This window comes from Natrinema gari JCM 14663 (assembly GCF_000337175.1).
In the GTDB taxonomy this organism is placed as follows: Archaea; Halobacteriota; Halobacteria; order Halobacteriales; family Natrialbaceae; genus Natrinema; species Natrinema gari.
Genome location: NZ_AOIJ01000047.1, coordinates 39,349 through 64,980, shown reverse-complemented (window position 1 = coordinate 64,980; position 25,632 = coordinate 39,349). Strand labels below are relative to the sequence as shown.

The 25,632-nt window shown below is 65.5% G+C and carries 25 protein-coding genes; 13 read left to right on the top strand and 12 right to left on the bottom strand.

Annotation, left to right across the window (positions count from 1 at the left end; genetic code table 11):
* Positions 1-147: 147 nt before the first annotated feature.
* Positions 148-675, top strand: a complete 528-nt coding sequence (locus C486_RS08550; protein WP_008455187.1) for a PadR family transcriptional regulator — start codon at positions 148-150, stop codon at positions 673-675.
* A gap of 20 nt (positions 676-695) precedes the next feature.
* On the opposite strand, the gene C486_RS08545 is transcribed toward C486_RS08550, so the two are convergent.
* From C486_RS08545 to C486_RS08530, 4 genes are all read right to left on the bottom strand, one after another.
* The gene (locus C486_RS08545; protein WP_008455186.1) at positions 696-2,540 is read right to left on the bottom strand and encodes a site-2 protease family protein; all 1,845 of its coding nucleotides are present in this window, start codon (positions 2,538-2,540) and stop codon (positions 696-698) included.
* A gap of 64 nt (positions 2,541-2,604) precedes the next feature.
* The gene (lysS, locus tag C486_RS08540; RefSeq protein WP_008455184.1) at positions 2,605-4,320 is read right to left on the bottom strand and encodes a lysine--tRNA ligase; all 1,716 of its coding nucleotides are present in this window, start codon (positions 4,318-4,320) and stop codon (positions 2,605-2,607) included.
* The gene (gene pyrH, locus C486_RS08535) at positions 4,317-5,042 is read right to left on the bottom strand and encodes a UMP kinase (RefSeq protein WP_007110927.1); all 726 of its coding nucleotides are present in this window, start codon (positions 5,040-5,042) and stop codon (positions 4,317-4,319) included. Before pyrH ends, lysS begins: the two co-directional genes overlap by 4 nt.
* A gap of 200 nt (positions 5,043-5,242) precedes the next feature.
* The gene (locus C486_RS08530; protein WP_008455177.1) at positions 5,243-6,304 is read right to left on the bottom strand and encodes a CapA family protein; all 1,062 of its coding nucleotides are present in this window, start codon (positions 6,302-6,304) and stop codon (positions 5,243-5,245) included.
* A 101-nt stretch (positions 6,305-6,405) separates the two neighbouring features.
* Between C486_RS08530 and C486_RS08525 the strand changes: the two genes are divergently transcribed.
* From C486_RS08525 to C486_RS08515, 3 genes are all read left to right on the top strand, one after another.
* Complete coding sequence (locus tag C486_RS08525; RefSeq protein ID WP_008455174.1) at positions 6,406-7,245, top strand: molybdopterin synthase; 840 nt, start codon at positions 6,406-6,408, stop codon at positions 7,243-7,245.
* 250 nt (positions 7,246-7,495) lie between these two features.
* The gene (locus C486_RS08520) at positions 7,496-7,741 is read left to right on the top strand and encodes a DUF7123 family protein (RefSeq protein WP_008455172.1); all 246 of its coding nucleotides are present in this window, start codon (positions 7,496-7,498) and stop codon (positions 7,739-7,741) included.
* A gap of 251 nt (positions 7,742-7,992) precedes the next feature.
* Entirely contained in the window at positions 7,993-9,150 is a 1,158-nt protein-coding gene (locus tag C486_RS08515; protein WP_049910312.1) for a site-2 protease family protein, read from the top strand.
* A 44-nt stretch (positions 9,151-9,194) separates the two neighbouring features.
* Here the strand turns inward: C486_RS08515 and thiL are convergent, their stop codons facing one another.
* On the bottom strand, positions 9,195-10,073 hold the full coding sequence (gene thiL / locus C486_RS08510) for a thiamine-phosphate kinase (protein ID WP_008455168.1): 879 nt from the start codon (positions 10,071-10,073) through the stop codon (positions 9,195-9,197).
* Positions 10,074-10,170: 97 nt separating this feature from the next.
* Here thiL and C486_RS08505 point away from each other — a divergent pair, with 97 nt between their 5' ends.
* From C486_RS08505 to C486_RS08485, 6 genes are all read left to right on the top strand, one after another.
* On the top strand, positions 10,171-10,626 hold the full coding sequence (locus C486_RS08505; RefSeq protein WP_008455166.1) for a 30S ribosomal protein S19e: 456 nt from the start codon (positions 10,171-10,173) through the stop codon (positions 10,624-10,626).
* A 98-nt stretch (positions 10,627-10,724) separates the two neighbouring features.
* Entirely contained in the window at positions 10,725-11,072 is a 348-nt protein-coding gene (locus C486_RS08500) for a DNA-binding protein (RefSeq protein ID WP_008455164.1), read from the top strand.
* The gene (locus C486_RS08495) at positions 11,072-11,662 is read left to right on the top strand and encodes a DUF7411 family protein (protein WP_008455162.1); all 591 of its coding nucleotides are present in this window, start codon (positions 11,072-11,074) and stop codon (positions 11,660-11,662) included. The genes C486_RS08500 and C486_RS08495 overlap by 1 nt, the downstream gene beginning before the upstream one ends.
* 151 nt (positions 11,663-11,813) lie before the next feature.
* A complete protein-coding gene (hisS, locus tag C486_RS08490; protein ID WP_008455160.1) occupies positions 11,814-13,112 on the top strand; it encodes a histidine--tRNA ligase in 1,299 nt (432 codons plus the stop codon).
* Positions 13,113-13,667: 555 nt separating this feature from the next.
* The gene (locus C486_RS20145) at positions 13,668-13,841 is read left to right on the top strand and encodes a DUF1059 domain-containing protein (protein ID WP_008455158.1); all 174 of its coding nucleotides are present in this window, start codon (positions 13,668-13,670) and stop codon (positions 13,839-13,841) included.
* A gap of 388 nt (positions 13,842-14,229) precedes the next feature.
* Positions 14,230-15,708, top strand: a complete 1,479-nt coding sequence (locus tag C486_RS08485) for a sulfatase-like hydrolase/transferase (protein WP_008455156.1) — start codon at positions 14,230-14,232, stop codon at positions 15,706-15,708.
* 149 nt (positions 15,709-15,857) lie between these two features.
* On the opposite strand, the gene C486_RS08480 is transcribed toward C486_RS08485, so the two are convergent.
* The 3 genes from C486_RS08480 to C486_RS21315 all read right to left on the bottom strand — a co-directional run bounded on the left by C486_RS08480 (position 15,858) and on the right by C486_RS21315 (position 17,945).
* Positions 15,858-16,772 (bottom strand): hypothetical protein, encoded by a 915-nt coding sequence (locus C486_RS08480; RefSeq protein WP_049910310.1) that lies wholly within the window; start codon positions 16,770-16,772, stop codon positions 15,858-15,860.
* Between the two features lie 3 nt (positions 16,773-16,775).
* Entirely contained in the window at positions 16,776-17,591 is an 816-nt protein-coding gene (locus tag C486_RS08475) for an eCIS core domain-containing protein (protein ID WP_008455153.1), read from the bottom strand.
* Between the two features lie 198 nt (positions 17,592-17,789).
* Positions 17,790-17,945, bottom strand: a complete 156-nt coding sequence (locus C486_RS21315) for a hypothetical protein (protein ID WP_008455151.1) — start codon at positions 17,943-17,945, stop codon at positions 17,790-17,792.
* 505 nt (positions 17,946-18,450) lie between these two features.
* On the opposite strand from C486_RS21315, the gene C486_RS08470 reads away from it, so the two are divergent.
* Positions 18,451-18,891, top strand: a complete 441-nt coding sequence (locus C486_RS08470) for a hypothetical protein (protein ID WP_008455150.1) — start codon at positions 18,451-18,453, stop codon at positions 18,889-18,891.
* Positions 18,892-18,904: 13 nt separating this feature from the next.
* Here the strand turns inward: C486_RS08470 and C486_RS08465 are convergent, their stop codons facing one another.
* From C486_RS08465 to C486_RS08455, 3 genes are all read right to left on the bottom strand, one after another.
* Positions 18,905-19,321 (bottom strand): desampylase, encoded by a 417-nt coding sequence (locus tag C486_RS08465; protein WP_008455148.1) that lies wholly within the window; start codon positions 19,319-19,321, stop codon positions 18,905-18,907.
* Positions 19,318-20,319 carry an ABC transporter substrate-binding protein gene (locus C486_RS08460; protein WP_008455146.1) on the bottom strand — a complete coding sequence of 334 codons (1,002 nt, stop codon included), beginning with the start codon at positions 20,317-20,319 and terminating at the stop codon, positions 19,318-19,320. The genes C486_RS08465 and C486_RS08460 overlap by 4 nt, the downstream gene beginning before the upstream one ends.
* A gap of 155 nt (positions 20,320-20,474) precedes the next feature.
* Positions 20,475-22,361, bottom strand: a complete 1,887-nt coding sequence (locus C486_RS08455; RefSeq protein WP_008455145.1) for a molybdopterin biosynthesis protein — start codon at positions 22,359-22,361, stop codon at positions 20,475-20,477.
* Between the two features lie 110 nt (positions 22,362-22,471).
* Between C486_RS08455 and C486_RS08450 the strand changes: the two genes are divergently transcribed.
* Positions 22,472-23,599, top strand: a complete 1,128-nt coding sequence (locus tag C486_RS08450) for an EstA family serine hydrolase (RefSeq protein ID WP_008455143.1) — start codon at positions 22,472-22,474, stop codon at positions 23,597-23,599.
* A gap of 131 nt (positions 23,600-23,730) precedes the next feature.
* Here C486_RS08450 and C486_RS08445 read toward each other — a convergent pair whose 3' ends face one another.
* Positions 23,731-25,053 (bottom strand): molybdopterin molybdotransferase MoeA, encoded by a 1,323-nt coding sequence (locus C486_RS08445; protein WP_008455142.1) that lies wholly within the window; start codon positions 25,051-25,053, stop codon positions 23,731-23,733.
* Positions 25,054-25,255: 202 nt separating this feature from the next.
* Here C486_RS08445 and C486_RS08440 point away from each other — a divergent pair, with 202 nt between their 5' ends.
* Positions 25,256-25,627, top strand: coding sequence for an Hsp20/alpha crystallin family protein (locus C486_RS08440; RefSeq protein WP_008455140.1), 372 nt, complete (start codon positions 25,256-25,258; stop codon positions 25,625-25,627).
* The last annotated feature ends 5 nt before the right edge of the window (positions 25,628-25,632 follow it).

Sequence of the window (25,632 nt, the reverse complement as noted above, 5' to 3'; positions counted from 1 at the left end):
ACGTCAAGAAGGGCCGGGTTTCGCCTCGCTCCCGTCTATCAAGGGGATCGGCTCCGTTCCGGAGCGTGGACTCCGTCCGGGTCGATACTCGTTGCGTGCGGACGTGACCGAAACCCTTTACCGCTATCCGTTTAACTGACCAGCCATATGCGGAAGAGTGGGCCGCCGAAAGGACTCATCGCCTATATCGTCCTCGAACTCCTCGAGGAGAAGCCGCGATACGGCTACGAGATCCTCAAGGAGATCCGGGATCTCAGCGGCGGTCACTGGGAACCGTCCTACGGCTCGGTGTATCCGATCCTCTATAAATTCGAGGAGAAGGGGTGGGCCGAGCGTATCGAACGCAAAGACGAACCGGACCGGAAATACTTCGAACTCACCGACGACGGGATTGCCGAGCTCGAGGACCGCCGCGAGAGCGGGTCGGAGAAGGCTCGGGACTTCGCCGACGTCATCCTCGGCTTTTTCCACGTCTACGCGGCCTTCTCGACGGACGAGCGATTCGACATTCCGGAGAAAGAGTGTGAGTGGTGCTTCGACGAGGAGTTCAGCCGCTGGGTCGTCGAACAGGTCGCCCGCCACTACGAACACTACTTCGAGACCGAGTTCGAGCGCATCGAGGAGACCCACGAGGAGTTCTCCGATCGCCACGGGATCGATCCCGACGACTCGTAGATCGCCGCCGAGGCTGTTTCTCACCCCAGCAGTTGCGGTCCGAACAACAGGAGGACGAAGCTCACGAGCATCGTCACGCCGATCGCCGTCGTCACCGTCCGGACCATCCCGCGGGTCGCATCGACCGGGAGCCGGGAGACGATCGCTTCGGTGCTCGTCCGGAGGATGTGCCCGCCGTCGAGCGGGAACGCCGGGATACAGTTGAAAAAGCCCAGTTGGACGTTGATCCAGCCGGTCCAGAACAGCAGGTTCGCGAGGAGGAAGACGCTCCCGTCGCCGAACGCACCGAGCATCCCCTGGGCCTCGTAGAAGTTCTGCACCCCGCCGGTGAAGCCGGCGAAATTGAACGGCATCGCGCCGCTGACGCCGATGACCGGCAGCATCAGCGCGACCCCGATCTTCCCGAGGAAGCTCTCGGTAATCGGGCCGAATCGCGTCTCGCCGTCGCCCCCGAGCAGCCCCAGATACTCGTCCGCGGGGTAGAGTTGGACGCCGATATCGTTCACCGCGACGCCGGACATGCCCGGCGTGGGCTGAATGCCGAGGAACCCGCTGTTCTCCCGCGGGTGCTCGTCGAGCGTGACGGTATACGTCTCGCGTTCGTCCCCAACGTAGCCCGCGACCGCGACTCGTTGGTCGGGCTCGCTGTCCTCGAGCAGGGCGGCGAGATCACCGTAATTCTGTATCCGTTCGCCGTCGAAGCGGGTGATCACCATGGTCTCGTCGGTCGGGCCGGCCTCGCGCTCGAGGGGGCCGTCAGCGGCGACCGAGACCGCCGCACCGACGGTTACCTCGCGCTCGATCCGGTCATCGGCCGCGTCGTCCGCGGGCTCGATCGTCAGCGTGACCCGTTCGCTGTCGCCGACGGCGTCGTAGAAGCCGCTCTCGGTCGCGACGGTTCGGCCGTCGACCGCGCGGATCTTGTCACCGACGGAGAGTCCCGTCGGGCCGTTTTCCATCGCGGTGGACACGAGCAGGGACCGATCGACGGGGACCGTCCGCTCGCCGTTGAGTTCGACGGCGACCTGTTCGCTGTCGACGGCCTCGAGTCGGGTCGCGAGGTCGTCGTTGCCCTCGACCGCGGTGCCGTTGATCGCGGTAATGCGGTCGTTCGGCTCGATCCCGGCGTCGGCTGCGGGCGAGTCGGGAGCGACGCCGCCGACGGCGGCGCCGGGCGCGACGCCGATCGCGCCGACGACGGGGCCAAACAGGAGGGCGAACGCCACCAGCGTGATCGCGAAGTTGTTCGTGACGCCGGCGGCGAACATTCTGGTCTGACCGCCCCGCGAGGCGGACTTGCTGCTCTCGTGATCTGGTTCGACGAACGCGCCGATGGGGAGGAACGCAAGCATCGCGACGCCCATCGAATCGATATCGATATCCTCGACCCGACAGAGCAGCCCGTGGCCACCTTCGTGGACGACGAGGCCGACGAGCAGCCCGAAGACGATGCCGGGCGTCGCCGACAACGGCAGAAAGTCGTTGACGCCGGGAATGACGAGCACGTTGTGTGGCTGTCTGGCGGGTGAACTCGCCGACTGTGGCGACGAGAGCGCAACCATCGCCACGCGAATTAAAACGGCGAACATGCTGAGCATCACGACGAGCGCGATCCCAACGCCGAAGTTCGACCATGCCCGCCAGAAGCGCTTCGGTCGCGCGAGCCGGTCCAAGAGCATCCGCCCGCGTTTCGTATGGAACGTGAGAATCGGTCCTTGGGTTCCGATGTAGTCCGGGAGATACCCCCCGTTTCGGAGCCCGATAACCGCGATCCAGTAGAGAAGAAGACCGATCAGAACCCACGTCAGGAGTTCCGAACCGTAGATTGCGGGCGGCGAGACGACAGCGAGAGAGCCGTGGTCCATCGGTACTATCTCCGGGCGGCGTTCTCAAATGACTTTTGTCTATTCGGCGGCCGTTCGAGTCCGCTCACCGCTCCCGGCGCAATCGATCGACGACGAACGAGCGATCGACCTTCGCGAGGAACGGCCCGAGCTTCGGCCCCTGCTCCTCGTCGAAGAACAGCCGGTAGCCCGCCGCGAAGAAGTCGCCGGTGTCGACGTCGTGGCGCTTCGCAGCTTCGTAGATCTCGCCCTGTATCTCCTCGGGGTCGTGCCCCGCCTCGATGAAGTCGGCCAGGTCAGCGAGCGCGGCTTCGGTCTCCGCGTCGAAGTCGTGAGCCGGAATCTCGGTTCGCTTGAGTTCGTAATCGAACTCGTTGCCCGTCCGGCGCGCCCAGTTACGAGCCTGCTCGACCCGCTCGAGCGCGCCCGCCACGGCCCACTCGGGTGCGTCATCGAGGATGTGTCCCTCGCGGCGCGCGATCTCCTCGCGCAAGTCGGGATCGTCGGTCATGCCGAGTACCGCGGCGAAGGTGTAGGGAAGCCGAACCCGCGCTTCGCGTGGCTCCTCGACCACGAAGGGGTAGACGCGATCGGCGAAGGCTTGTTCGTCCTCGCTGGCATCGATCTCGCCGAAATAGGTCGCCTCGAGCCGGTCGAACTCGTCGACCAGCTGGTCGAGGCGCTCGATGCTGAAGTCCCGGGCTTTCGCAGGGTCCTTCGCGAAGAAGTAGCGCAGCACCTCCGGCTCGAGCAACTCGAGGACGTCCGAGACGAGGATGACGTTCCCTTCGGAGGAGGAGAAGGGCTCGCCGTCGAGGGTGAACCACTCGTAGACCATCGGCACCGGCGGCTCGATCTCGAGGACGTTTCGCGCGACGTCCTGGCCGCTGGGCCACGAGCCTTCGGCGTGGTCCTTCCCGAAGGGCTCGAAATCGACGCCTAGCAGCTGCCACTGGGCGGGCCACTCGAAGCGCCAGGGGAGCTTCCCCTCGCGCAGCGTGGCGGTGCCCTCGTGGCCACAGCCGTCGATGGTCCGATCGCCGGCATCCATGTCGGTACAGCGATAGTCGACGGTACCGGCCTCTCCCGCATCGAGATCGACGCTCGTCACCGTCTCGGTGAGCTTGCCACACTCTTCGCAGATCGGATTGAACGGGACGTAGTCGGCGTTCGCATCGACCTTGTCCTGGTACTGCGAGAGCACGTCGCGTGCGCGGTCCCGATGCTCGAGGACGAAGCGGGTCACGGCCTCAAACTCGCCGGACTCGTACAGCTCCGTGTTCGAGACGAGGTCGATCGGCGCGCCGATCGCGTCGGCGCTGTCCTGAATAATCGTCGAGAAGTGGTCGCCGTAGGACTCACAGCAACCGAACGGGTCCGGGATGTCGGTGTAGGGCGCGCCGAGGTTGCGACCGAGCGCGCCGGCGTCGACCTCGCCGAGGTCGACCAGGTTCCCCTCAAGGTCACAGAGGGTTCGCGGGAGCTTCCGGAGCGGGTCGCGGTCGTCGGCGGTGAAGACCTGTCGGACCTCGTAGCCCCGATCCCGTAGCACTTCGGCGACGAAATACCCGCGCATGATCTCGTTGACGTTGCCCAGATGGGGCACGCCCGACGGCGAGATGCCGCCCTTGACGACGATCGGTTCGTCCGGCTCTCGGTTTTCGACTCGGTCCGCGACGGTATCAGCCCAGAACGCGTGTCGCGTCTCGCTCGCCTCCTCGCGCTGGAGGGTGTAGGGGCTGATCGCGTCCGATTCCGCGACGGGTCCCGTTTCCGTGTCTGCGTCGCCGTCGGCACTCATCGTTCGTCGCTCGCCCAGTAGGTCGGTTCCGCGCCGGCACCTTCCGGAACGATGTCCGTCCCCTCGTGATCGCCGTGACGAACGGCGCGGGCGATCCGGTCGGGATCGGTGCCGTCGAGGACGATCGTCCGCATCCCGGAACGTTCGATGATCTTGGCCGCCAGCAGGTCGACGGGGGCCGAGGCTCCGGCGTTCATCTCGAGGCCGGCGATGGCGTCGACCAGGGCCGTCGCGGAGAGGCGGTCGTGTTTGGTCGCGTCGGCGTCTTCGTTCGGATCGGCGCTGTAGACGCCGGGAACGCTCGTCGCGTAGATCAGCAGGTCGGCGTCGATGTACTCCGCGAGGGCGGCCCCGACCGCGTCGGTCGTCTGGGCCGGTGCGACGCCGCCCATGATACAGATGTCGTCCCGCCGAAGCGCCTCGCTGGCCTCCTCGTAGTCCAGCGCCGGCGCGGTCACGGACTCCTCGCTCAGCGCGGCGATGAGCAGCCGCGCGTTGAGTCGCGTGACGTCGATACCCAACTGATCGAGTTCGATCTCGTTCGCCCCGAGGTCTCGAGCGGCCCCGATGTACTCGCGGGCGACGCCGCCGCCCCCGACGACGGCACCGATCCGACACCCCTCCGAAATGAGGTCTTCGATGACGGCCGCGTGCTCGGCCACCCGGTCCGCGCCGGGCTCGGGCACGAGGACGCTTCCGCCGATAGAGACGACCACTTTCATACTACCCCGGTGTAGCGGAGTTGCTATCTTAAGGGTTGTCAACTGCCCGGACGGCGTGGTGACACACCCCTCGAGCGCGACCGGTTCGACGCCCGTCCCAGCGAAACCGGGGCCGGCTCTCAGACGGTCGCCATCAGTCGGCACCGGCGACTCGACGGGCGACTCGTGGCGGTGCCGGACGCTCGGCACGGCAGTCCGTCTCAGTTCTCGAGCGGTAGGACCAGCGCATCACCGTCCCGGTCGAACTCGGTCCCGAACGGAGCCGATAGCGTTCGCATCCGCTCGCGGGCCCACGCGGCGGCCTCCGGGCCGGCCTCGTGGACCGCACAGCCGTCGATGACGGTCGGCTGTAATCGGAGTTCGATCGGCCGGCCGTCGGGAGTCACCGTGAGAACGAACAGGAAGCTCCGGTCGTTGTGCATCTCCTCGTCGACCCGGTAGTCGTCGACGAAGTCGCCCGCGTCGTAGATGATCGGGCTCCCGTTGTAACGTTCGATCCCCTGAACGACGTGGGCGCTGTGGCCGTGAATCACGTCGACGCCGTTCTCGACCAACCAGCGGCCGAAGTCCCGGAACGACGCCGGCGGCTCGGTGACCATGTTCGGCCCCCAGTGCAGCGAGGCGACCAGCAGATCCGGATTCGTCTCGCGGGCGCGCTCGAGCGCCTCGCGAACGCGCCGTCGCGTTGCTTGGTCATCGACATCGATCTCGATCCGGGCGGTCCCCGGCGAGTCGTCATCGGCCGCATACTCCGGCGTGTTGTCCGTCAGCGAAATGAGCGCGATGTCGAGACCGTCGTTTCCAGCTGCCGGTGTCGCGTCCGACTCCGGGCCCGAGGGATCACCGGCCGCGTCCGATCCGCCGATCGTCCGCACCGCCGGCGCGAGCGCCTCGTCGATCGTCGCTCCCGCACCCGCGTGGGCGATCCCGGCGTCGTCGAGCGCGTCGATCGTGTCCCGTAGCGCCACCTCCTCGTAGTCGAGCACGTGGTTGTTCGCCAGCGCACAGATATCGACGCCGGCACGCTCGAGGGCGGGGATCGCCCACTCGGGGTCGGCCCGGAAGTGAAACGGCCGGTGTGTCCGTTGCCACTGCCGTCCGCGGGTCGAGAGCACGCACTCGAGGTTGATCACGAGCCCGTCCAGTTCGCGAAGGCGCTCGCAGACGGTCCCCCAGACGGCGTCGACCGGCCGGTCGTGCTGGCGGTCGTCGACGAGCCGCCCGAGCATCACGTCGCCCGTGAAGCCGATTCGGCGGGACATATGCGATCGTTCGCCGTCCAGTTGCAAAACTCCGGGTCACGGCCCGACCGCGGTGCGTGCCCGGCGACAGCTACAAAGTCCGACCCGACCATAGCTCGCACATGCACGTACTCGGCGTTCGCGAGGCGGGAGCCGACGACGGCGCGCTCGAGTCGGTCGTCGACCGAATCGTCGATCGGCTCGCCGAGCGGGGACGCGTCGGCGTCGTCAGATACGATGCGACGATCGCTGACGGGACGCACGCGCGCGAATCGACGACGCTCGGGGGTGACGTCACCTACGACCTCGGCGTCGACGGCGACTGGACCGCGTCGGGGACAGGGATGTCCGTCGGTGACGCGCTCGAGAGCCTGGTAACCGACTGTGAGTACGCCGTCGTCGTCGGCGTCCCGTCCCTGCAGTACCCCTCGGTCGCGGTGGGGTCGGCCGCCGCTGCCGAACGCGAGGCAGGGGAGACGGTCATCGCAGCCGTCGACGGCCCCGGCGACTTAGACCTCGACGCCCTCGTCCCGGCCCTCGAGTCGGCCGAGCCCTACCAGAGCCTCGCGTCGCTGGTCGCTCGCGTCAAGCGATCGCCGCGGGCGGACCGGGCGGGCGCGATCGCGACGTTCACGGGCCGGGTCCGCGCGAAGGACAGCGCGGACGACGCCCCGACCCAGTACCTCGAGTTCGAGAAGTACGAGGGCGTCGCCGACGAGCGAATGGCGGCCCTCGAAACCGATCTCGAGACTCGAGACGGGGTGTTCGAGGTCGAACTCTACCACCGGACAGGGATCGTCGAGGACGGCGAGGACATCGTCTTCGTCGTCGTGCTCGCGGGCCACCGGGAAGAGGCGTTTCGGACCGTCGAGGACGGGATCAACCGGCTGAAAGACGAGGTCCCGCTGTTCAAAAAGGAGGTGACGGTCGAGGACGAATTCTGGGTTCACGACCGATCCTGATCGTTCGATTCCGATAGAACCGGCGCGCAAACATCGAAACGGTCGGAAAACGCGACCGTAACCGAATCACGTTGCTTATACAGATTATAATGTATTAGATTCGGTTTTAAAACGTCTCCGGCCCTCTCATGGATCGATAAACAGTCTCTTAATCGAGAATAAAACGTCTGTTACCCCCCAGATCGCTGAAGACAATCGAAACGCCGCTAATCATCCACCCTTTATAACATCTCTCCCCGCCAACGGATGGATGTCGATGAGCACGACAGCCCACTCCTCCACGGAAAGCAAGGAACGCCGCCTGAAACGCTACCTGCGCGACCGTGCTGAAGACGGTGAGATGTACTTCAAAGGCAAGTTCATCGCGGACGATGTCGGGATGTCCCCCAAGGAGATCGGCGCGATGATGGTCAAGCTCTCGGACTCGGTCAACGACCTCGAGATCGAGAAGTGGTCGTACACGAGCGCGACCACGTGGCGTGTCGCACCCGCCTGATCGGCGCGTTCAGCCCTCTCACGCGTCCGAACGTGTCCCGAACCGCTCGGACGACGGTTCCCGCCCCTCGTGTCGGCACACTACCGTCGTCGGCACGACCGCCCGCGGACGTATCAGCACTGCTGTGTCGCCTTTTCCGTTCGGCCCTGCCGGACACCCCAGTGACACTGCGACCGCCGTCTCGGCGATGAGAAACGGCCGGGCCTGCCGACGGCAGTCGATTTATACCCGATGACGGTGAACCACGGATGATGGAGGACATCGATCGGTCCGGATTCGGAACGGCGGGACGCGACGGGCCCTCGCTCGAGGACGGGCCGCCGATCGATCGTATCGAGTCGGTGTTTGCGGTCTACGAGGTCCAGCGGGAAGACGGGCGGCTGGTGTACTATGGCGATCCGTTGACCCACCCGGAGCGAGTGATGCGCGAGCTCTGGGCGGCGTTTCGCGAGCACGGATACGACGCCGAACTCGAGACACGCCACGGCGAGTACGTGCTCGTCGCCGAACCGACCAGCGTCGGGATCGACGGGATCCCGTGGACGAACCTCGGGCTCTTGCTCGCGACGGTGTGTTCGACGCTGTTCGCCGGCGCGTTCTGGTATCAACTCGATCCGTTCGCGGATCCGGCCACGATCTGGCGAGCGTGGCCGTTTACCGCGGCGATTCTCGGTGTCCTCGGCGTCCACGAGATGGGCCACTACGTCATGAGTCGGTACCACCAGGTCGATGCCTCGTTACCCTATTTCATCCCGGTGCCGACGCTCATCGGGACGATGGGTGCCGTGATCAAGATGAAAGGTCGAATGCCGGACCGGAAGGCACTGTTCGATATCGGCGTCGCCGGGCCACTGGCTGGCCTCGTGGCGACGGTCGTCGTGACGGTCATTGGACTCCACCTGCCGCCCGTGGCCGTCTCCGAGACGGTGGTACAGAATCCCGATGCCATCCGGATCGAGTTGGGGTACCCGCTGTTGCTCGAGTTGCTCGCAGCGGGGTTCGATCAACCGCTGTACCGGAACGATCCGACGATGGGAGTGAACCCGGTCGTCATCGGGGCCTGGGTCGGCATGTTCGTCACCTTCCTCAACCTGATTCCAGTGGGGCAACTCGACGGCGGTCACATTCTCCGGGCGATGGTGGGCGACTATCAGGAGACCATCGCGGCGCTCGTGCCGGGCGCGCTGTTCGCGCTCGCCGGGTACCTCTACTATTTCCGAGACTACAGCATCAACACCGTCTTCGTCTGGATCCTCTGGGGACTATTGGCGGCCCTGTTCGCGTCGATGGGGGCGGCAACCCCGATTCGGGACGACCGACTCGGCTCCGGCCGATTCCTCCTCGGGGTCGTCACGTTCGGGGTCGGTCTACTCTGTTTCATGCCGGTTCCAGTCATGATCATCGACTGAGCGGTGCTCGATCGATCGCCGGCCCGAGTCGGACCGCGACCGGACTAGCCGTGCGTGTACCCGCGATCCGCAAGCGCTTCGCCGTCCATGGTTATTCCGTCGGCGGCATCGCGAACCGATCCGAGTACCGACAGTGGAACAGCGGCCGCATCCCGGACCGCCGGGAGCGCGTCTTCGGGGAGCGTCGCGACGAGCTCGAAGTCCTCGCCGAACGTCGTCGCGACCTCGAGCGCGTCCCCGTCACCGTCGGTGACATCGTGGACGGCGTCGGCGATCGGAACCCGGTCGGCGTCGATCGCGAAGCCGCAGTCGCTGGCCTCGGCGAGCTGGTGGAGCGAGCGGGCGAGGCCGTCGCTCGAGTCCATCATCGCGCTCGCGTGGGCTGCGAGTGTCCGGCCCGTCGCGATTCGGGGGTCGAAGCGAAAGAGGTCGTTCGCCCGGTCGGTGTGGCCTCGATCGAACAACCGGAGCGCGGCCCCGCTGCGGCCGAGCGTTCCGGTCACGCAGACGACATCGCCGGGACGGGCCCCGCTCCGGCGAACGGGGTCGGCAGTGCGGCCGATCGCGGTCGTCGACACGGTAAACTCGTCGTGGCCGTCGAGGTCGCCGCCGACGTACTCGGCACCGACGTGCTCGCAGACGTCCCTCGCGCCGCGAACGAAGGCGAGGAGTTCGTCCTGGTCGAAGGTCGGCGCGGCGTAGGCGGCGACCGCGGCCGTGGCCGCTCCGCCCATCGCCGCGATGTCGGAGAGGGACGCGCCGACGGCGCGCCAGCCGGTCGTGTAGCGGGTCGTTCCGTCCGGAAAATCGGTCCGGTCGTGGAGCATGTCGGTCGTCACGACCAGCCCGTCGACGATCGCCGCGTCGTCGCCGGCCGCCGCGAGTTCGTCCGAAAGGAGCCGCAGGGCGGCGCGTTCGTCCATACCCCCCGTTTCGACTCGAGGGCGAAAAACGGTCCGGGCTGGCGTCGGCTGCACAGATACGATGGTCTTAAATGCCGCGGACGGAAATCACACGCCAATGGCTACGATGTACGACGTTCCGGCGGACGACCTCATCGAGGCGCTCGCCGACGATCTCGCGGATCGACTCGAGGAACCGGAGTGGGGCGCGTTCGCCAAGAGCGGCGTCGACAAGGAACTCCCCCCGGAACAGGACGACTTCTGGGCGACCCGCGCGGCGAGCCTCCTGCGAAAGGTCTCCGACCGCGGCCCGATCGGCGTCGAGCGACTCTCGACGGAGTACGGCGGCGCGAAGGGCGGCTCCAACCGCTACCGGGTCGCGCCCGACAAACGCGCGGACGGCTCGAAGAACCTGATCCGAACCATCCTCCAGCAACTCGAGGACGAGGGTCTCGTCGAGACCGCCGAGGGCGAAGGTCGTCGGATCACCGCCGAGGGACAGAGCCTGCTCGACGACACCGCCGGTCAGGTGCTCGACGAACTCGATCGTCCGGAACTCGAGCGATACGCGTAATCTGCGATTCCAGTTTTCGTGTCGGGTTCACCGCCCAGAGCCATCGCTCCCGTCGTCCGTAATCATTTTCCGGCGTGCCGGACAAGTACGATATAACTATGAGTGGTTCACCGGACGAGGAAAAACTCGAGGAGCTCCGACAGAAGAAAATGGAGCAGCTACAGGACCGCGCCGAGTCCCAGGGCGAGGGTGGACAGGAAGCGGCCAAGCAGCAAGCCGAGGCACAAAAGAAGGCCGTGTTGCGCCAGCACCTGACCGACGACGCCCGCAAGCGACTCAACACGGTCAAAATGAGCAAGCCCCAGTTCGGCGAGCAAGTCGAGCGGCAGGTCGTCAGCCTCGCCCGGAGCGGCCGCATTCAGGGCAAGATCGACGACGACAAGATGAAACAGCTCCTCAAGGAGCTGAAACCCGACTCGCAGAGCTTCGACATTCAGCGCCGGTAATGGAGCTCGGACTGCTCTACAGCGGCGGCAAGGACTCGACGCTGGCCGCACTCTTGCTCGAGGAGTTTTACGACGTAACGCTGCTGACGGCCCACTTCGGCGTCAGCGACGACTGGAAACACGCCCGCGAGACGGCTGCGGCTGCCGGCTTCGCGTTCGAACGGCTCGAGTGCGACCCGGAGGTCGCCCACGACGCCGTCGACCGGATTCGTGAGGACGGCTATCCGCGCACCGGCATTCAGTTGGTCCACCAGCACGCCCTCGAGCAACTCGCGGCCCGGGAGTTCGATGCCGTCGCGGACGGAACCCGCCGCGACGACCGCGTCCCGACGGTTTCGCGGGCCCAAGCACAGAGTCTCGAGGATCGCCACGATGTCGACTACATCGCGCCGCTGTCGGGGTTCGGTCGATCGGCCGTCGATCGACTGGTCGAGGCGCGACTGGACGTGACGGTCGGCCCCAGCGAGGAGATCGACCGGGCCGACTACGAGGCGGAACTCCGGGCGCTCATCGCCGAGGAGGAGGGTCGAGCGGCGATCGCGGACTACTTCCCCGATCACGATCAGACGTATGTGACGAACGTCCGCTAGCTCACGACCTACTATAGCGACGCTGGAACCGGTCACCGGATCGGTGGCAATGCCATCGATCCCGATTGCGGACTGGGGCTTGCCGAACCCGGGGTCGGACGACCGCCCCCGAACGAAAGGATAGAAGTTCGCCGTCCCCGAACGGGTTTCCATGTACGACCGGATCAAGGGCTTTCGTGACTTCTACCCCGGCGAGATGTCCGCCAGGCGGGCGGCTATCGATGTGTTGGAGAACACGGCCCGCGAGTACGGGTTTCGCGAGATTGGGACCCCGGCGCTCGAGCGCGCCGAGATGTGGACCGACAAGAGCGGCGACGACATCGTCGACGAACTCTACGCGTTTGAGGACCAGAGCGGCCGCCACGTCACGTTAACGCCGGAACTTACCCCGACCGTCGCCCGGATGGTCGTCGCGAAACAACAGGAGCTGTCGAAGCCGATCAAGTGGGTCTCGACGCGCCCGTTCTGGCGCTACGAGCAGGTCCAGCAGGGTCGATACCGCGAGTTCTATCAGACCAACGTCGACATCTTCGGCTCTGCCGAGCCCGAGGCCGACGCCGAGATCCTCGCGTGGGCCGCCGACGCCCTGACCGGGCTGGGACTCACCGGCGACCACTTCGAGTTCCGGATCTCCCACCGGGATATCCTCGGGGGCGTCCTCGAGAGCTACGAAACCGACGTCGACACGGAAGCGGCGATCCGCGCGGTCGACAAGTCGGACAAACTCTCGCGAGCGGAGTACCACGATCTGCTGATCGACGCCGGACTGACCGCCGAGCAGGCCGCCGAGTTCGGCGACCTCATCGCAGGTGGCGACCTCGACGACGTCGCGGCGTTCGCGAACACCGAGCGCGTGACGGCAGCGGTCGAGAACTTACGGAACGTCCTGGACGCGGCCGAGGACTTCGGTGCTCGAGAGTACTGTACGATCTCGCTCGAGACGGCCCGCGGCCTGGACTACTACACCGGCGTCGTCTTCGAGTGTTTCGACTCGGCGGGCGAGGTCTCGCGTGCGATCTTCGGGGGTGGCCGCTACGACGACCTCATCGAGAACTTCGGCGGGCAGCCGACGCCCGCAGTCGGCGTCGCACCGGGGCATGCGACGCTGTCGCTGCTCTGCCAGCGAGCGGGCGTCTGGCCCGAGGAGTCGGTGACGACCGATTACTACGTCCTCCAGATCGGGGACACGCGCGCCGAAGCGGCCCGGATCGTTGGCGAACTGCGCGATCGGGGCTACGTCGTCGAGACCGATATCGCGGGCCGGTCGTTCGGTGCGCAACTCGAGTACGCCGACTCGATCAACGCCGAGACGGTCGTCATCGTCGGCGAACAGGACCTCGAGAACGACGAGGTGACGATCAAGGACATGGTGTCTGGTGACCAGACGCAGGTGCCCGTCGACGAGTTCCCCGGCGACCGCGAGCGACCGACGTTCGAGGACTTCGCCTGACTCGCGGTTTGGCCGTTGCTCTCCCGTTCCCGACCCGGGTCGCCCTGCTGACTGCGATTTGACTCCCCGACAGTCACCGTCGTTCTCGGGGTGACCGTCCGCCTCGCGGCGCCCGGCCGTCGAGTGGCCGGCGATGAACGTTGGGGGTTCACGCGGTCGTGCTTTATCAGTCACCTCGTCGCGTGACTGCTGTCGTCAAAATTATCCCTGAAACAGAACCGAGAGGGTCGGTTACTACACGTGCTTATTGGCCAGTGAGCCTTCGCTCGGATTCGAGTGAGGCGTGTCGCGTCGTGCTGAATACACAGCGCGTATTCGGTCCGTTCAAACGGTTCATCTCGAGGCATACCGAATACTGCTCCAACGGAAGACTCGATCGAACACCGACCTACGAGTACTCCGATCGGCGGTCGAGCGCTGGATTGTCCGCGTGAATTATGAATTGCTTTCGCCAGAAACCACTAAGTATCGTATCGAAGTAGGTGTCATGGGGTTCAGTAGCACAAGTCGTGCTATCGAACACCAGTTAAATGGGAGAAACAGAGGCGAGACTCCATGGCACAAGCACACAAGCTCGATTGTGAATCGGTATCAGATACGTGTCGATTCATTATTCAATCGGAAAACGAAGAAGAGGCGGTCGAACTGGCTCAAAAACACATGAAGGAGGTTCACGGGCAAGAGTACACGGAGGACGAACTCCAGAACGACCATATGCAAGTCGTCTAACGACCACCTGATGCCGGGTACTCCCTCTTTCTGCTGCGTTCTTTACGCCGACCTCTATGAACGCTGAAAACAATCCACTGCCACGGTACCATAACTCCCCATACTGAGCGAATCGATGGGGTATCTATCAGGTGTATCGGAACCGTTCTGTGACGCCCGTTCACTATACTGCGTACAATCTCTGCATTCAGCAGATGATTTTAATATATTCGACATTTCGATGACCGATTCGGGAACTGTTTTCCTTGTCCGTACTGCAGGATCCAACTCTAAACTGTAAATAAAGAATCCATACTGCCGATTACTGTTGTCACAAAGCCGGAGTTCGGAGGATCGCGATTCCGTGGCAAGTCCCATCATTAACTGCGACCGCGGTGTAGGAGGACCGATGGCCGACTCCAACTCCCGTCCGAACGTCCTGTTCGTCCTCACCGATCAGGAGCGATACGACGCCAGCGCGCCCGACGGGCTGCCGGTCGAAACACAGGCGATCGACTCTCTCTCGAGCGAGGGGGTTCGATTCCAGCAGGCGGTGACCCCGATCAGCATCTGCTCGAGCGCCCGTGCGTCGCTGCTGACCGGGCAGTTCCCCCACGGCCACGGGATGTTGAACAACTGCCACGAACCCGATGCGATCCGGGTGGATCTCCCCGACGAGTTGCCGACGTTCTCAGAGGAACTCGTCGCGGCCGGCTACGACCTCACCTACACGGGGAAGTGGCACGCCGGTCGCGATCGGACGCCAGCCGACTTCGGCTTCTCGTATCTCGGCGGGAGCGACACGCACCACGACGACATCGACGAGGCGTTCCGCGAGTACCGCAGGGAGCGTGGCACGCCCGTCGGTGAGGTCGCGCTCGAGGAAGCGATCTACACCGGCGAGAATCCCAGAGACGGCGACGACGGGACGTTCGTCGCCGCGAAGTCGACCATCGATGTCGAGGAGACGCGCGCGTACTTTCTCGCCGAGCGGACGATCGACGCCATCGAGGCCCACGCCGACGGCGACCGAGACGGCCCCTTTTTCCACCGGACGGACTTCTACGGCCCGCACCACCCCTACGTCGTCCCGGAACCCTATGCCTCGATGTACGATCCAGACGACATCGAGCCGCCCGACAGCTACGCGGAGACCTACGACGGGAAACCGCAGGTCCACGAGAACTACCTCGCCTACCGCGGCGTAGCCGACTTCGACTGGGAGCTGTGGGCCGAAGCGCTTGCGAAGTACTGGGGCTTTATCACGATGATCGACCACCAACTCGAGCGCATCCTCGCGTCCCTCGAAAATCAGGGACTCGCCGAGGAGACGGTCGTAGTCCACGCCTCCGATCACGGCGATTTCGCCGGCAGTCACCGCCAGTTCAATAAGGGGCCCCTGATGTACGACGACACCTACCGGATTCCGCTACAGATCCGCTGGCCGGGGGTCACCGACGGCGGCGCGACCTGCTCCGTCCCGGTCCATCTCCACGACCTCGCGGCTACCTTCCTCGAATTAGCGGACGTGCCGGCCCCCGACAGTTTCGACTCCCGGAGCCTCGTTCCGGTGCTCGAGAACAGCGGCGAACCGGCCGATAGCGACGACTGGCGTGACTCGGCGTTCGCCCAGTATCACGGCGACGAGTTCGGCCTCTACAGCCAACGGATGGTCCGCACTGACCGCTACAAGTACGTCTATAACGGCCCCGATATCGACGAACTGTACGATCTCGAGGCTGACCCGGCGGAACTACAAAACCTGATCGACCACCCCGCATACGTCGACGTGCGGCGAGACATGCGGACCCGACTGGTCGAGTGGATGGACGAGACGGCCGATCCGAACCGCGTCTGGGTGACGGACGCACTCGAGACGGCCTCATAGACGCACTGCCTCGAAAAGACGGACCGACTTACCGGGGTTGAACGTGACGTGGACCGGGGGAGACTGCTCGAGGGGCGGAGTTGAAGTTCGTGGCGGCCACCGCCGTCAGGGCTCGGTTGCAGCCGCCGGAGGGACGGAGATCAAGCCGCTTACCGGCTGAAGAGCGCGCCCTTGATCTGATCGTACAGAGAGGTCTCGCTAGTCGGATCGACTAGGCCGCCGAGTTCCGCGTCCGAGATGGGGAGTTCGGGCACGAAATCGTGGCTGTAGCCGGGGATCGAAGCGTCTTTGTCGTAGTACTTCGGATAGCAATCGAAGTGCTGATATTTCCCGGTAAAGCGGTACTGGCCGGGACCCAGGACTTTGTACGCTTCGGGTGGCTCCAGCCCCATCCCGACGTAGCAATCCCGAATCTGACAGCGTAGATTGTAGACGAGGTAGTCCCGGAACGGTTCGGGGGCCACGAACGGCGCAGGCGACACTTCCACGCACGCATCTGGATCACGGTCGGGGGTTTCGCCGTGGCGAACGGTCGTCCGCTCGCCCCTTGCGACGTAGTAGGTGATCAGGACGCCCAAGACGGCCTCGATGTCGCCAGCGTCGTCCAGATAGATCTCCTGTTTGTACAGCACCGCATCTTCCGTTCCGATCTTGTCCGCAGGGAGGTCGAACGGGCGGGAGATCCCGGCGGTATCCACGTTCGGCTCGTCACGATAGTGGCTCAGGCTCTGGGCCAACAAGTCGCCGAACAACTCCTCGATTTCATCGCTCGAGAGTGCCATGAGCGCTTGACGGACATCCTCGAACCGATCGGGATTGAGATCCCACGGAACTGTTTCGTATTCCGTCTCCTGAGAGACGAAGTATTTCGCATAGTTGCGGACCTGATTAACGCTCTCATTGCCTTCAGGTGTTCGTTCGGCCGCTTTGCTCGGATATCCGTCCTGTCCATGTCCCGGAATGTCCCCATCAAATGAAACAGAAATCGTATGTTTGATAGAGTTATTGTCGACGATCTCCACACCAACGCCACGGTCATCTTCTCCAACAATTTTTGCTTTCATGTCTTATTTCCCCTCGAAACGACTTGAATCGGTATCATCACCAATGTCGAATTCCTGACTGGTGTTAAGATCGAGTAAGTCCCGGAGACGCTTTTGTATTTCGCCGGCGGTAGTATCGCCGAATTTCTTCGCGAAGACGTAGCCGATGGACATTCCGGCGAGTCCGCCGGCGATGGTCCCGGTCGGCCCAGCGAATGATCCCGCCATGGATCCCGCTTTCCACCCTTTCGTAGCGCCCTTGACACCACTACTCATCGAGTCCTGGAGTCGACTCGCCGCGTCGATATCGTTTGCCTCGATGTAGGCCGGTAGTTCTTCGGCGCTGTCGATCTGCTCGACCAGATTAGTCAATTGTTCGCGCGTCAGCCTGTAGGTCTTGGTGGTGAGGTCGTCGACCGTCTCCTCGACGAACCCCGGTCCCTCGTCCGTCGATAACCGTTCTACATTCGACGGCCCTGAGTTCCAATCCTTCCGCTGGACGTGGATCTCAGTAGTGGCCATCCGCTGAATGCCCAACTCGCCACCCTGCAGTACTTGCTGAGCGGTCTCCTCGGCCTCCCGCTCTAACTGCGGATCCGGATCAATCTCGAGGCCGAGATCCTCTTGGGGAAGCATCGACACCGCGCCGCCAGTCTGCTGGCGAACGTGTGCAAGTTCGTGCGCCAGTACGTGCTGGCCGTCCGGCGACGACGGGTCGTACTCGCCGGCATTAAACGCGACGTGATTGTCGACCGTGAACGCTCGCGCGTTGATCTGGTCACACGCCTGCGCGGCTTTCGGGCCGGTGTGAATCCGCACGTCACCGAGTGAATCGCCCATCCGGTCTTCGACTGCCCGCTGGATGGAAGTATCCAGAGAACGCCCAGACGAGGAGATCACGTCTCGGACGGCATCGGGTACCTGTGTCTCACCTGCTGGCCCCGTATTTTGAGCGGTTGCCGTACTCCGCTGGAGTGACGGCGGACCGTCAGACCTGCCGGCCCAACGCTCGGTAGAATCCGGACTGTTGGATTTCGACTAGGCGGACGGGCCGGCCCGGTCGGTCACTCGCTGGAGCAGGTCCGCCGACGAACCCAGTGAGCCGATCGCCTTCGGCGTACTGGTCGCGTCTGTTGACTCGGACACTGCCTCCGCGTGTTGGACGAGTTCGGGAGACGAGCCAAGTGCTCCCATCGATCTCGGAGACCGGACCGGTTCGGAAGATGTTGTCTCAGCGCCGCTCAGTCGCTGAACCGATGCATCCGCGGGACCCAGCGATTTCGTTTCTACATCCTGATGTACGTGTGAGGACGAGTCCGACTCAGCGTCGTCGTCGGATCGTCCCACCCGCGAGGAGTACGACTGTCCCATCGCTATATTATCGCAGTCATTTCATCCCCGTCGTAATAGTATTTGGTATTTAAAAAGAGGGTAAATTTTACCTCCTGGCGAGGCATTTGCTGTGGTACCTCGAGCCGGAAATAGTATGAAAGCTGATTGGAGGGCATTTTTATTTTGGCTAACTACTAGTCGTGAACTAGCCGCATGAAGATGGATACCGAACCCCAGTAGCTCGCGCGGAGCTCCCTCGCGCTCCACAGACTCGAACACGAGCCAGTCACGGAAGCGTACGTTTACGGTGCCGAAGCGGGTACGATCCGCATATGTTCGCAGCTACCGACGAAACGGAGGGTACACGATGACGGGGACTGATTCGAGCGAATCACCGACCACCCTCCGCGAGGACGCCGCCAGATACGACGAGATCGCCGACGGTCTCGAGGACCTGCTCGCGGAACTGCGCGACGAGGAACTCAAGGACTCGCGACTCGAGGGACTGTTCGACGAGGTCAGCTCGAGCGATCCGAACATCTGGAACATCGTCAGTGCGTTCATCGACGTCGAAGACGGTGAGGCGGTGATCACGGACGAGTCGAAATTGGCACGGGGGAGCTGGGCCCCGGAGATCATCGAGGGCTGTGATACGCTGATCACGCTCGACATCGAGTACGGGATGATGCCCGACGAGTTCAAATACACCGCCGGCAAGAAGTTGACCCAGCGGATCGAGGAGTTCCGCGAGCAGGCGGCCGAAACGCGAGAGCGGGCGGACGAACTCGAGCGTCGCGCGGACGAGTGACCGTCCCGTCGCGTCAGTCACCGACCAGTCGCTCTCGATCGAACTGTCCCTCGCTCCCCGTCCGCCAGCGCCACGATCCGATCTCGAGGGGGTCGAGCGAGACGATCACATACGACCGGTCGGGCCAGGTCGCCCGCGCGGCGTCGGTCGCGCTCGGCCGCGGCGGGCCGCGGGGATGAGAGTGATAGAAGCCGACGGTTTCCTCGCCGCGATTCTCAAGCCGCTCGAAGATCGCCAGCTGTTCCTCGGGATCGATTTCGTACCGCGTCCGCGGTGTTTCGGCGACGTTCGTGGCCGGGTACTGTGACCGCACGCGGCTCTTTCCATCAGGTTCGTACTCGCCACCGAGAACTCCACAGATTTCATCGGGGTCGCCCTCGCGGGCACGCTCGAGGATCGTCGCACGGATGTCAGCCGGGATGACGATCACAGATGCGAGTCAATCTCGGCTCGAGACGCGGCGTCGACTCGAGGATCGTCGTCGGGGTCGGTCTCAGAACCGAGCGTCTCGAGATCGGCGAACGGAACGGCGATATCCGCGGCCGGTCCGTCGAACAGGGCCGGCTGAACGATCGGTGCCAGCGCCTCGAGCGTGTCGACCAACCGGGGGCCCGGCCGGTTGAGGTAGTGGTCGCCGTCCATCGCCCAAACGCGGCCCTTCTGGACGGCCGTCAGGTCGCTCCAGCCATCGCGCTCGGTGAGATCCGTCGTATTCCGCGCGGTCTGTGCGAGGGCGAAGCCACAGGGCGCAGCGAGTACGACCTCGGGGTCGTAGGCGCGGATCGCGTCCCATTCACGGGGGCACGACCGATCGCCGGCATCGGCGAGTCCGTACTCGCCGCCGGCCCAGTCGACCAGTTCCGCCGTCCAGTGACCCGCGACCATTACGGGCTCGGTCCAGTCAAAGATCGCCACGCGTGGGCGGTCCTCGGCGGCAATATCGGCGGTTCGGCTCCGGACCGCTTCGATCCGCGACTCGAGGTCCCGTCGCAGTTCCCGGGCCCGCTTCTCCCGGCCGATCGCGCGGCCGATCCGCTCGATATCACCGAGGATGTCGCCAACTCTGTGTGGATCGGTCGTGACGATTTCGGGGTCCGCACCGATTCGGTCGACGGCGTCCTCGATCACTGCCACGTCGACCGCACAGACGTCACACATCCCCTGTGTGACGATTACATCCGGCTCGAGAGCGTCGAGGGTCTCGATGTCGATGTCGTAGACGCCGGCTTCGGTATCGTCGGTCTCGAGGACTTGCCGGTCGATCTCGGCGCTTGAGGCCGACTCGTCGATATCGATCCGGGAGCGAGTGACCGCAGGGGCCGAGGCGGCCGCCGGGGGATAGTCGCACTCGTGGGAGACGCCGACGGGGTCGCGGCCGAGCGCGGCGACGGTCTCGGTGGCCGAGGGGAGCGTCGTGACGGTTCGCATGGCCGTCCGTAGGGCGTGCGCGACCAAAAACAGCGGGCTCGAGGAACGACGGTGGGAACGGGGCGAGCTGCGTGCGATGGCCACACCCTGCCCAGCCGAGTGCGACGCACGGACGCGGTGCCCGTCGCATGGTTCGCGGGACTGCCGGTCTTGCGCTACCGCTCGGTCATTCGCTCACCGCTTGCGACATCGCGGACGTCCGCGAGCGCCGTCTCGAGTTCCCGAACGCCGGCCTTCGCGGTGCGATCGGGGTTCACGAGGACCCGCACCGGCTGCTCGCCGAGAGGGACGAAGCCGAGAGCGAGCCTGTCGGCGGTCTCGCGCAGGCCCAGCCCGGCATCGGCATCGCCGTCGATGACTTTCCGGGCGGGGCTCTCGTAAGCGCGCAGTCCGAGGTCAAAGCCGTCGATCGCGTCGACGATTTCGTGGCGGTCCGTTCCTCGTTTCTCGGCAAAGTCGGCGACCGCAGCGCCGAGACTCGAGCGGAGTCCGGAGTCGCTCGTCCGATTGACGAAGCGCAGGTCGCGGTCGACCAGGTCGGCCAGTCCCTCGAGTTCGTCGGGGTTGCCGGGACGGACGACCAGCCCCCACTCACGCTCCCAGCCGCCGAGTTCGGCCGCCTCCGACTCGCGCCCGAGCGGTCCCGCGACCACCGCCACATCGGGGACGCCCTCGCGGAGCCGTCGCAGGCCGGGTCGGCTGCCGACCGAGAGATAGCGCGGGCGCTCGAGGCCGTCGAGCACCCGCGAGAACGTCGGGTCGTCCTCGCCGACCCCGAACAGCGTCGGGGGCCGGACGTCGGGCGAGAACAGCGTGACCATGACGGACTCGCCCGCCTCGAGATAGTCAGTCTCGGGACCGACTTCGACGACGCCGTCCGCGTCGGCGAGGCTGGTCGTCGCGCCGCTGCCCTTGTCGACGGGGTAGACGAGCGTCTCGCCGTCGCCGTTCTCGACCAGGCCGACCGGCATGAGCCGATGGCGACCCTCTTCGTAGCGTTCCTGCCGCGCTAACGTCCCCGAAACGGTCGCGGCAGCGGGTGCCGGCACGCCGGCCGCCTCGCGGATCGCCGGCGCGACGAAGGTCCGGAAGACCATCATCGCGGAGACGGGATACCCGGGGAGGCCGACGTACGCGGAGTCGTCCAACCGCCCGATCAGCATCGGTTTCCCCGGTTTGATGCTCACGCCGTGGCACAGCAACTCGCCTTGCTCCTCGATAACGCGGTAGATCACGTCGACTGCGCTCGCGCTGGTCGATCCCGAGGAGAGGACGAGGTCACACTCGTCGGCCGCGGTCCGCAGAACCCCCTCCAGCTCGTCCTGATCGTCGCCGGCGTGGGGGTAGAGTACCGCCTCGCCGCCCGCATCCTCGACCCCGGCGGCGATGGTGTAGCTGTTGACGTCGTAGATCTCGCCGCGCTCGCTCTCGAGGTCGTCACCCGGCCGCACGAGTTCGTCGCCGGTCGAGACGATGCCGACCCGCGGCTTGGCTCGGACCGGCACCTCGTCGATCCCCAGCGCGGACAGCAGGCCGATATCGCGGGGCGTGATCGTGGTCCCGGGACCGAGCGCCCGTTCGCCCGCGGCCACGTCCGCACCCGCGAACATGACGTTGTCACCGGGGGCGACCGATGTGCGGACGAGCACCTCGTCACCGCCACCGTCCGTATCGGTGCGCTCAACCGGTACCATCGCGTCGGCACCGTCGGGCATCACCGCGCCGGTCGAAATCTCGGCGGCCTGCCCTTCCTCGAGTACCACGTCGGACTTCTCGCCAGCGTGGACCGCGCCGACGATCTCGAGGCGGGCGGGATCGGCCTCGTCCGCGCCGAACGTGTCCCGGGCCCGGAGCGCGTAGCCGTCCAGACTCGCCCGGTCGAAGCCCGGCACGTCGAGTTCGGCGTCGAGCCGCGCCACGAGAACCCGGCCGCGGGCGTCTTCGAGCGGGACGCGGTCGATACCACCCTCGAGGGCCAGCGAGTCGATCGCCGCCCGTGCCTCGTCGGGGGTCGCGAGATCGCGAAACTCCTTGCGGTTCATAGCGCCCCTTCGGCCGCCGCGGCTAAAAACGTCGGTCGACTCGAGGACAGACAGCTGTGGCATGTTCCCATACGACAACGGTTAAGCGTCCGCCCCGAGAGTACCGTGCCATGTCACGGCTGTCCGAACGGGACCGCGAGCGCATCGCCGATCTCTTCGATCGTCAGCTCGAGGCCGGCCTCCACCACGGGGCCCAACTCGCCGTCTACGTCGACGGCGAGCCGGTAATCGATCTGGCGGGCGGCGTCGAAGCGCCCGACGGCCCGGCGGAGACCCGCGGGACGCGACACGTTCTCTTTTCGTGTACGAAACCCTACGCCGCGGTCACGCTGCACTCGCTCGTCGCGGAAGGGAACCTCGAGTACGACGATCGAGTGATCGACCACTGGCCCACGTTCGCCGACGAACGAACCGAGAAGGCCGAGATTACCGTCCGGCAGGTACTCAGCCACACGTCGGGGCTCACCCGCGGCGAGATCGACGACCGGCCCGACCTCTGGGGCGACTGGGACGCCGTCGTCGAGCACCTCGAGGAGATGGAGCCGAACTTCACGCCGGGCGAGACGCCGGCCTATCACGCGCTGACGTTCGGTTGGCTGGTCGGCGAACTCGTCCGCCGCATCTCCGGGATGCCGATCGAGCAGGCCGCCGAAGCGCGCGTCTTCGACCCGCTCGGACTGGACGACACCGGAATTGGGCTCCGGGACGACGAGGACGACGATGTCGCGACCCTGGTCGGCTTCGACGAATTCGACCGCTGTCGCGACCCCGGTGAAGGGCTGGGCGATCACACCGAGGTCGCAGCACCGTTCAATTCCGAGGAAATCCACCGCGCCGTGATCCCCGCCGCCAACGGGATCGGGACCGCCGGCGATATGGCCCGTTTCTACGCCTGTCTCGCCAACGGCGGCGAACTCGAGGGGACGCAGCTGCTCGAGCCCGAGACCGTCGACCGGATGACGCGTCTCGAGGCCGAGACGGACGCCGACGGGACGCTCGGCCGCGAAGGACGGTTCGCACTCGGGTTCTGGAAGGGCGGGACGACGGTCGCACCCTACGGCTCGCTCTCGCCCGCGCACGCCTTCGGCCACGCGGGACTGGGCAGCAGCGTCGGCTGGGCCGACCCCGAGGAGAACATCGGCTTTGCCTACGTGACCAACGGGGTCCGGGACGGCTCCTACGAACACGTCGCTCGCGTCAACGCGCTGGCGGACGCGGTTCGGCAAGCACTCCGATGAGTTCGGCCTCCGGAGCGTCGACCGAACTCCGGCCGAAACCGACCGGGTCCGGGAGGTTGTGAACAGCGACTCGCTGCTCCGGATCGGCGGCTCACGGCCGCGAAATCCGTGCTCGGTTTTCCCGTGACGTACTAGGGATTGACTTCCCAGTTTTCGACGGCGACTGTCTCACCGGCCGGAATCCCCTCGCGGTCGTCGTCGATGACCACCCAGCCGTCGGCCAGCGCGACGCTCGAGAGGACGCCCGACCCGCTCGCCCGCGTCGGGATCGCGTCGTATCGTGGCTCGTCGGGGCCGAGGTCGTCCACGTCACGGGCCTCGAGCTTCACTCGCGCGAACGTCCGCGTGCCGGGCTCGCTGGGAATCTTACGCTCGATGCGGGCCCGCGTCGTCGGGTGGGGGTCGGGCGCGGTCCCCTCGAGCCAGCGGAGCGTCGGCCGGAGGAACTGAACGGCGTTGACGATGCAGGCGACGGGGTAGCCCGGCAGTGCGAGCACCGGCGTCTCCTCGACGAGCCCCAGACAGACGGGATGGCCGGGTTTGAGCCCGACACCGTGGACCAGTACCTCGCCGAGGTCGTCGATCACCTCCGGCAGCAGGTCGCGCTCGCCGACCGAGGAACCGCCGGTAGTGACGACCACGTCCTTCGTCAGATCCCGCTGGATCGCCACGCGCAGCGACTCGGGATCGTCGGTGACCACGTCGCGATAGGTCGCACGAGCGCCCCACCGCTGGGCCAGCCGCGAAACCGTCAGCCCGTTGGTCTCGATCACCTCGCCGGGACCGGGATCGCCCGCGACGAGTTCCTCGCCGGTCGGGATGACGCCGACGGTCGGCTGCTGGGCGACCGCGACGCGGCCGTAGCCCGCCGACCGCAGCAGGCCGAGATCCGACGGCCGAAGCCGGTGGCCCGCGTCGTAGAGGTGCTGGCCCTCCTCGATGTCCTCGCCGACCGGCGCGACGTTTTCCCCCTCCGCGACCGCGTCCTCGACCTCGAGTTCGCCGACCGACTCGCGTTCGGTGACCCGTTCGATCATGACGACGGCGTCGGCTCCCTCGGGAAGCGCGCTGCCGGTGTGGACTCGCGCGGCCGTTCCGGGAGCGATGCTGTCGGCGGTCGCGTGCTCGTCGATTCCGACAGTGTTAGCGGCGGGTTCGGCGATCCGTAGCACTTCCGGCGAGCGGTCGCTGGCCCCGAAAGTGTCCGCGGCCCGGACGGCGTAGCCGTCCATCGCCGCCCGTCGATAGTGGGGCACGTCTCGAGCGGCCGTAACGGGTGCGGCGAGGACGCGACCGTCCGTGCGGTCGACATCGACGGTCTCGGTCCCGCAGGGCACGTCCGAATCGGCGTCCCCGCCCCTCGCGACTGCCGTCTGCAGAATCCGGCGCGCCTCGTCGACCGGTGTCCGGACCTTGAACCCGGCCTCTGTGCGCTCGCGGTCGGCTCCTTCCATACCCTGACTCGGGTCGCCGGACGGCAAAAGCGTGGGGGAACCCGTCGGCTGCGCGGTCGCTCAGGGGAGAATCGGCAGCTCGGTGTGAAACGACGGATCCCCGCTCACTGGCCGTCATTGAAACCGCTCGGAGATCGCTTGCGGGGGGTCTTGGGTCGCCGCGACCACGGGGTTTTTCGTATCGGAGTTCGAACCGGTATCCATGTCAGCGCTCCGCGACGCGTTGCGGGACCTCTCCGAGGACGTCTTCTTCGATCTGCTCGAGAGCGAGGACGCCTATCTCCTCGTCCTCGACATCCCGGGGGTCTCCGCCGAGTCGCTCGATATCGCGATCGAGGACGGTCGCATCTCCATCGACGCCCAGCGGGACAAAGATCCCGTCGGCGACTACCAGTATCTCGAGGAAAACCGGTCGCTGTTTCTCGATGTCGACCTCCCGCTGCCCGACGACGCGTCCGATGCGGGTGCCGAGGCCGCCGTCGACCGGGGCGTCCTCGAGTTGACGCTGCCGAAACGCGGGTCCCGCGAGGAGACGACGATCGACATCGTCGACGAGGGCTCCGAACCCGGGTGACCGAG

Coding starts and splice junctions, on each gene's coding strand:
- C486_RS08515 (WP_049910312.1), top strand. CDS start 7,993: ATGGAGGACATCGATCGGTCCGGATTCGGAACGGCGGGACGCGACGGG.
- C486_RS08525 (WP_008455174.1), top strand. CDS start 6,406: ATGCACGTACTCGGCGTTCGCGAGGCGGGAGCCGACGACGGCGCGCTC.
- C486_RS08485 (WP_008455156.1), top strand. CDS start 14,230: ATGGCCGACTCCAACTCCCGTCCGAACGTCCTGTTCGTCCTCACCGAT.
- pyrH (WP_007110927.1), bottom strand. CDS start 5,042: ATGAAAGTGGTCGTCTCTATCGGCGGAAGCGTCCTCGTGCCCGAGCCC.
- C486_RS08460 (WP_008455146.1), bottom strand. CDS start 20,319: ATGCGAACCGTCACGACGCTCCCCTCGGCCACCGAGACCGTCGCCGCG.
- C486_RS08530 (WP_008455177.1), bottom strand. CDS start 6,304: ATGTCCCGCCGAATCGGCTTCACGGGCGACGTGATGCTCGGGCGGCTC.
- C486_RS08475 (WP_008455153.1), bottom strand. CDS start 17,591: ATGGGCGATTCACTCGGTGACGTGCGGATTCACACCGGCCCGAAAGCC.
- lysS (WP_008455184.1), bottom strand. CDS start 4,320: ATGAGTGCCGACGGCGACGCAGACACGGAAACGGGACCCGTCGCGGAA.
- C486_RS08520 (WP_008455172.1), top strand. CDS start 7,496: ATGTCGATGAGCACGACAGCCCACTCCTCCACGGAAAGCAAGGAACGC.
- C486_RS08500 (WP_008455164.1), top strand. CDS start 10,725: ATGAGTGGTTCACCGGACGAGGAAAAACTCGAGGAGCTCCGACAGAAG.
- C486_RS08470 (WP_008455150.1), top strand. CDS start 18,451: ATGACGGGGACTGATTCGAGCGAATCACCGACCACCCTCCGCGAGGAC.
- C486_RS08480 (WP_049910310.1), bottom strand. CDS start 16,772: ATGAAAGCAAAAATTGTTGGAGAAGATGACCGTGGCGTTGGTGTGGAG.
- C486_RS08445 (WP_008455142.1), bottom strand. CDS start 25,053: ATGGAAGGAGCCGACCGCGAGCGCACAGAGGCCGGGTTCAAGGTCCGG.
- C486_RS08455 (WP_008455145.1), bottom strand. CDS start 22,361: ATGAACCGCAAGGAGTTTCGCGATCTCGCGACCCCCGACGAGGCACGG.
- C486_RS08505 (WP_008455166.1), top strand. CDS start 10,171: ATGGCTACGATGTACGACGTTCCGGCGGACGACCTCATCGAGGCGCTC.
- C486_RS08440 (WP_008455140.1), top strand. CDS start 25,256: ATGTCAGCGCTCCGCGACGCGTTGCGGGACCTCTCCGAGGACGTCTTC.
- C486_RS20145 (WP_008455158.1), top strand. CDS start 13,668: ATGGCACAAGCACACAAGCTCGATTGTGAATCGGTATCAGATACGTGT.
- C486_RS08495 (WP_008455162.1), top strand. CDS start 11,072: ATGGAGCTCGGACTGCTCTACAGCGGCGGCAAGGACTCGACGCTGGCC.
- C486_RS21315 (WP_008455151.1), bottom strand. CDS start 17,945: ATGGGAGCACTTGGCTCGTCTCCCGAACTCGTCCAACACGCGGAGGCA.
- thiL (WP_008455168.1), bottom strand. CDS start 10,073: ATGGACGAACGCGCCGCCCTGCGGCTCCTTTCGGACGAACTCGCGGCG.
- C486_RS08450 (WP_008455143.1), top strand. CDS start 22,472: ATGTCACGGCTGTCCGAACGGGACCGCGAGCGCATCGCCGATCTCTTC.
- hisS (WP_008455160.1), top strand. CDS start 11,814: ATGTACGACCGGATCAAGGGCTTTCGTGACTTCTACCCCGGCGAGATG.
- C486_RS08550 (WP_008455187.1), top strand. CDS start 148: ATGCGGAAGAGTGGGCCGCCGAAAGGACTCATCGCCTATATCGTCCTC.
- C486_RS08545 (WP_008455186.1), bottom strand. CDS start 2,540: ATGGACCACGGCTCTCTCGCTGTCGTCTCGCCGCCCGCAATCTACGGT.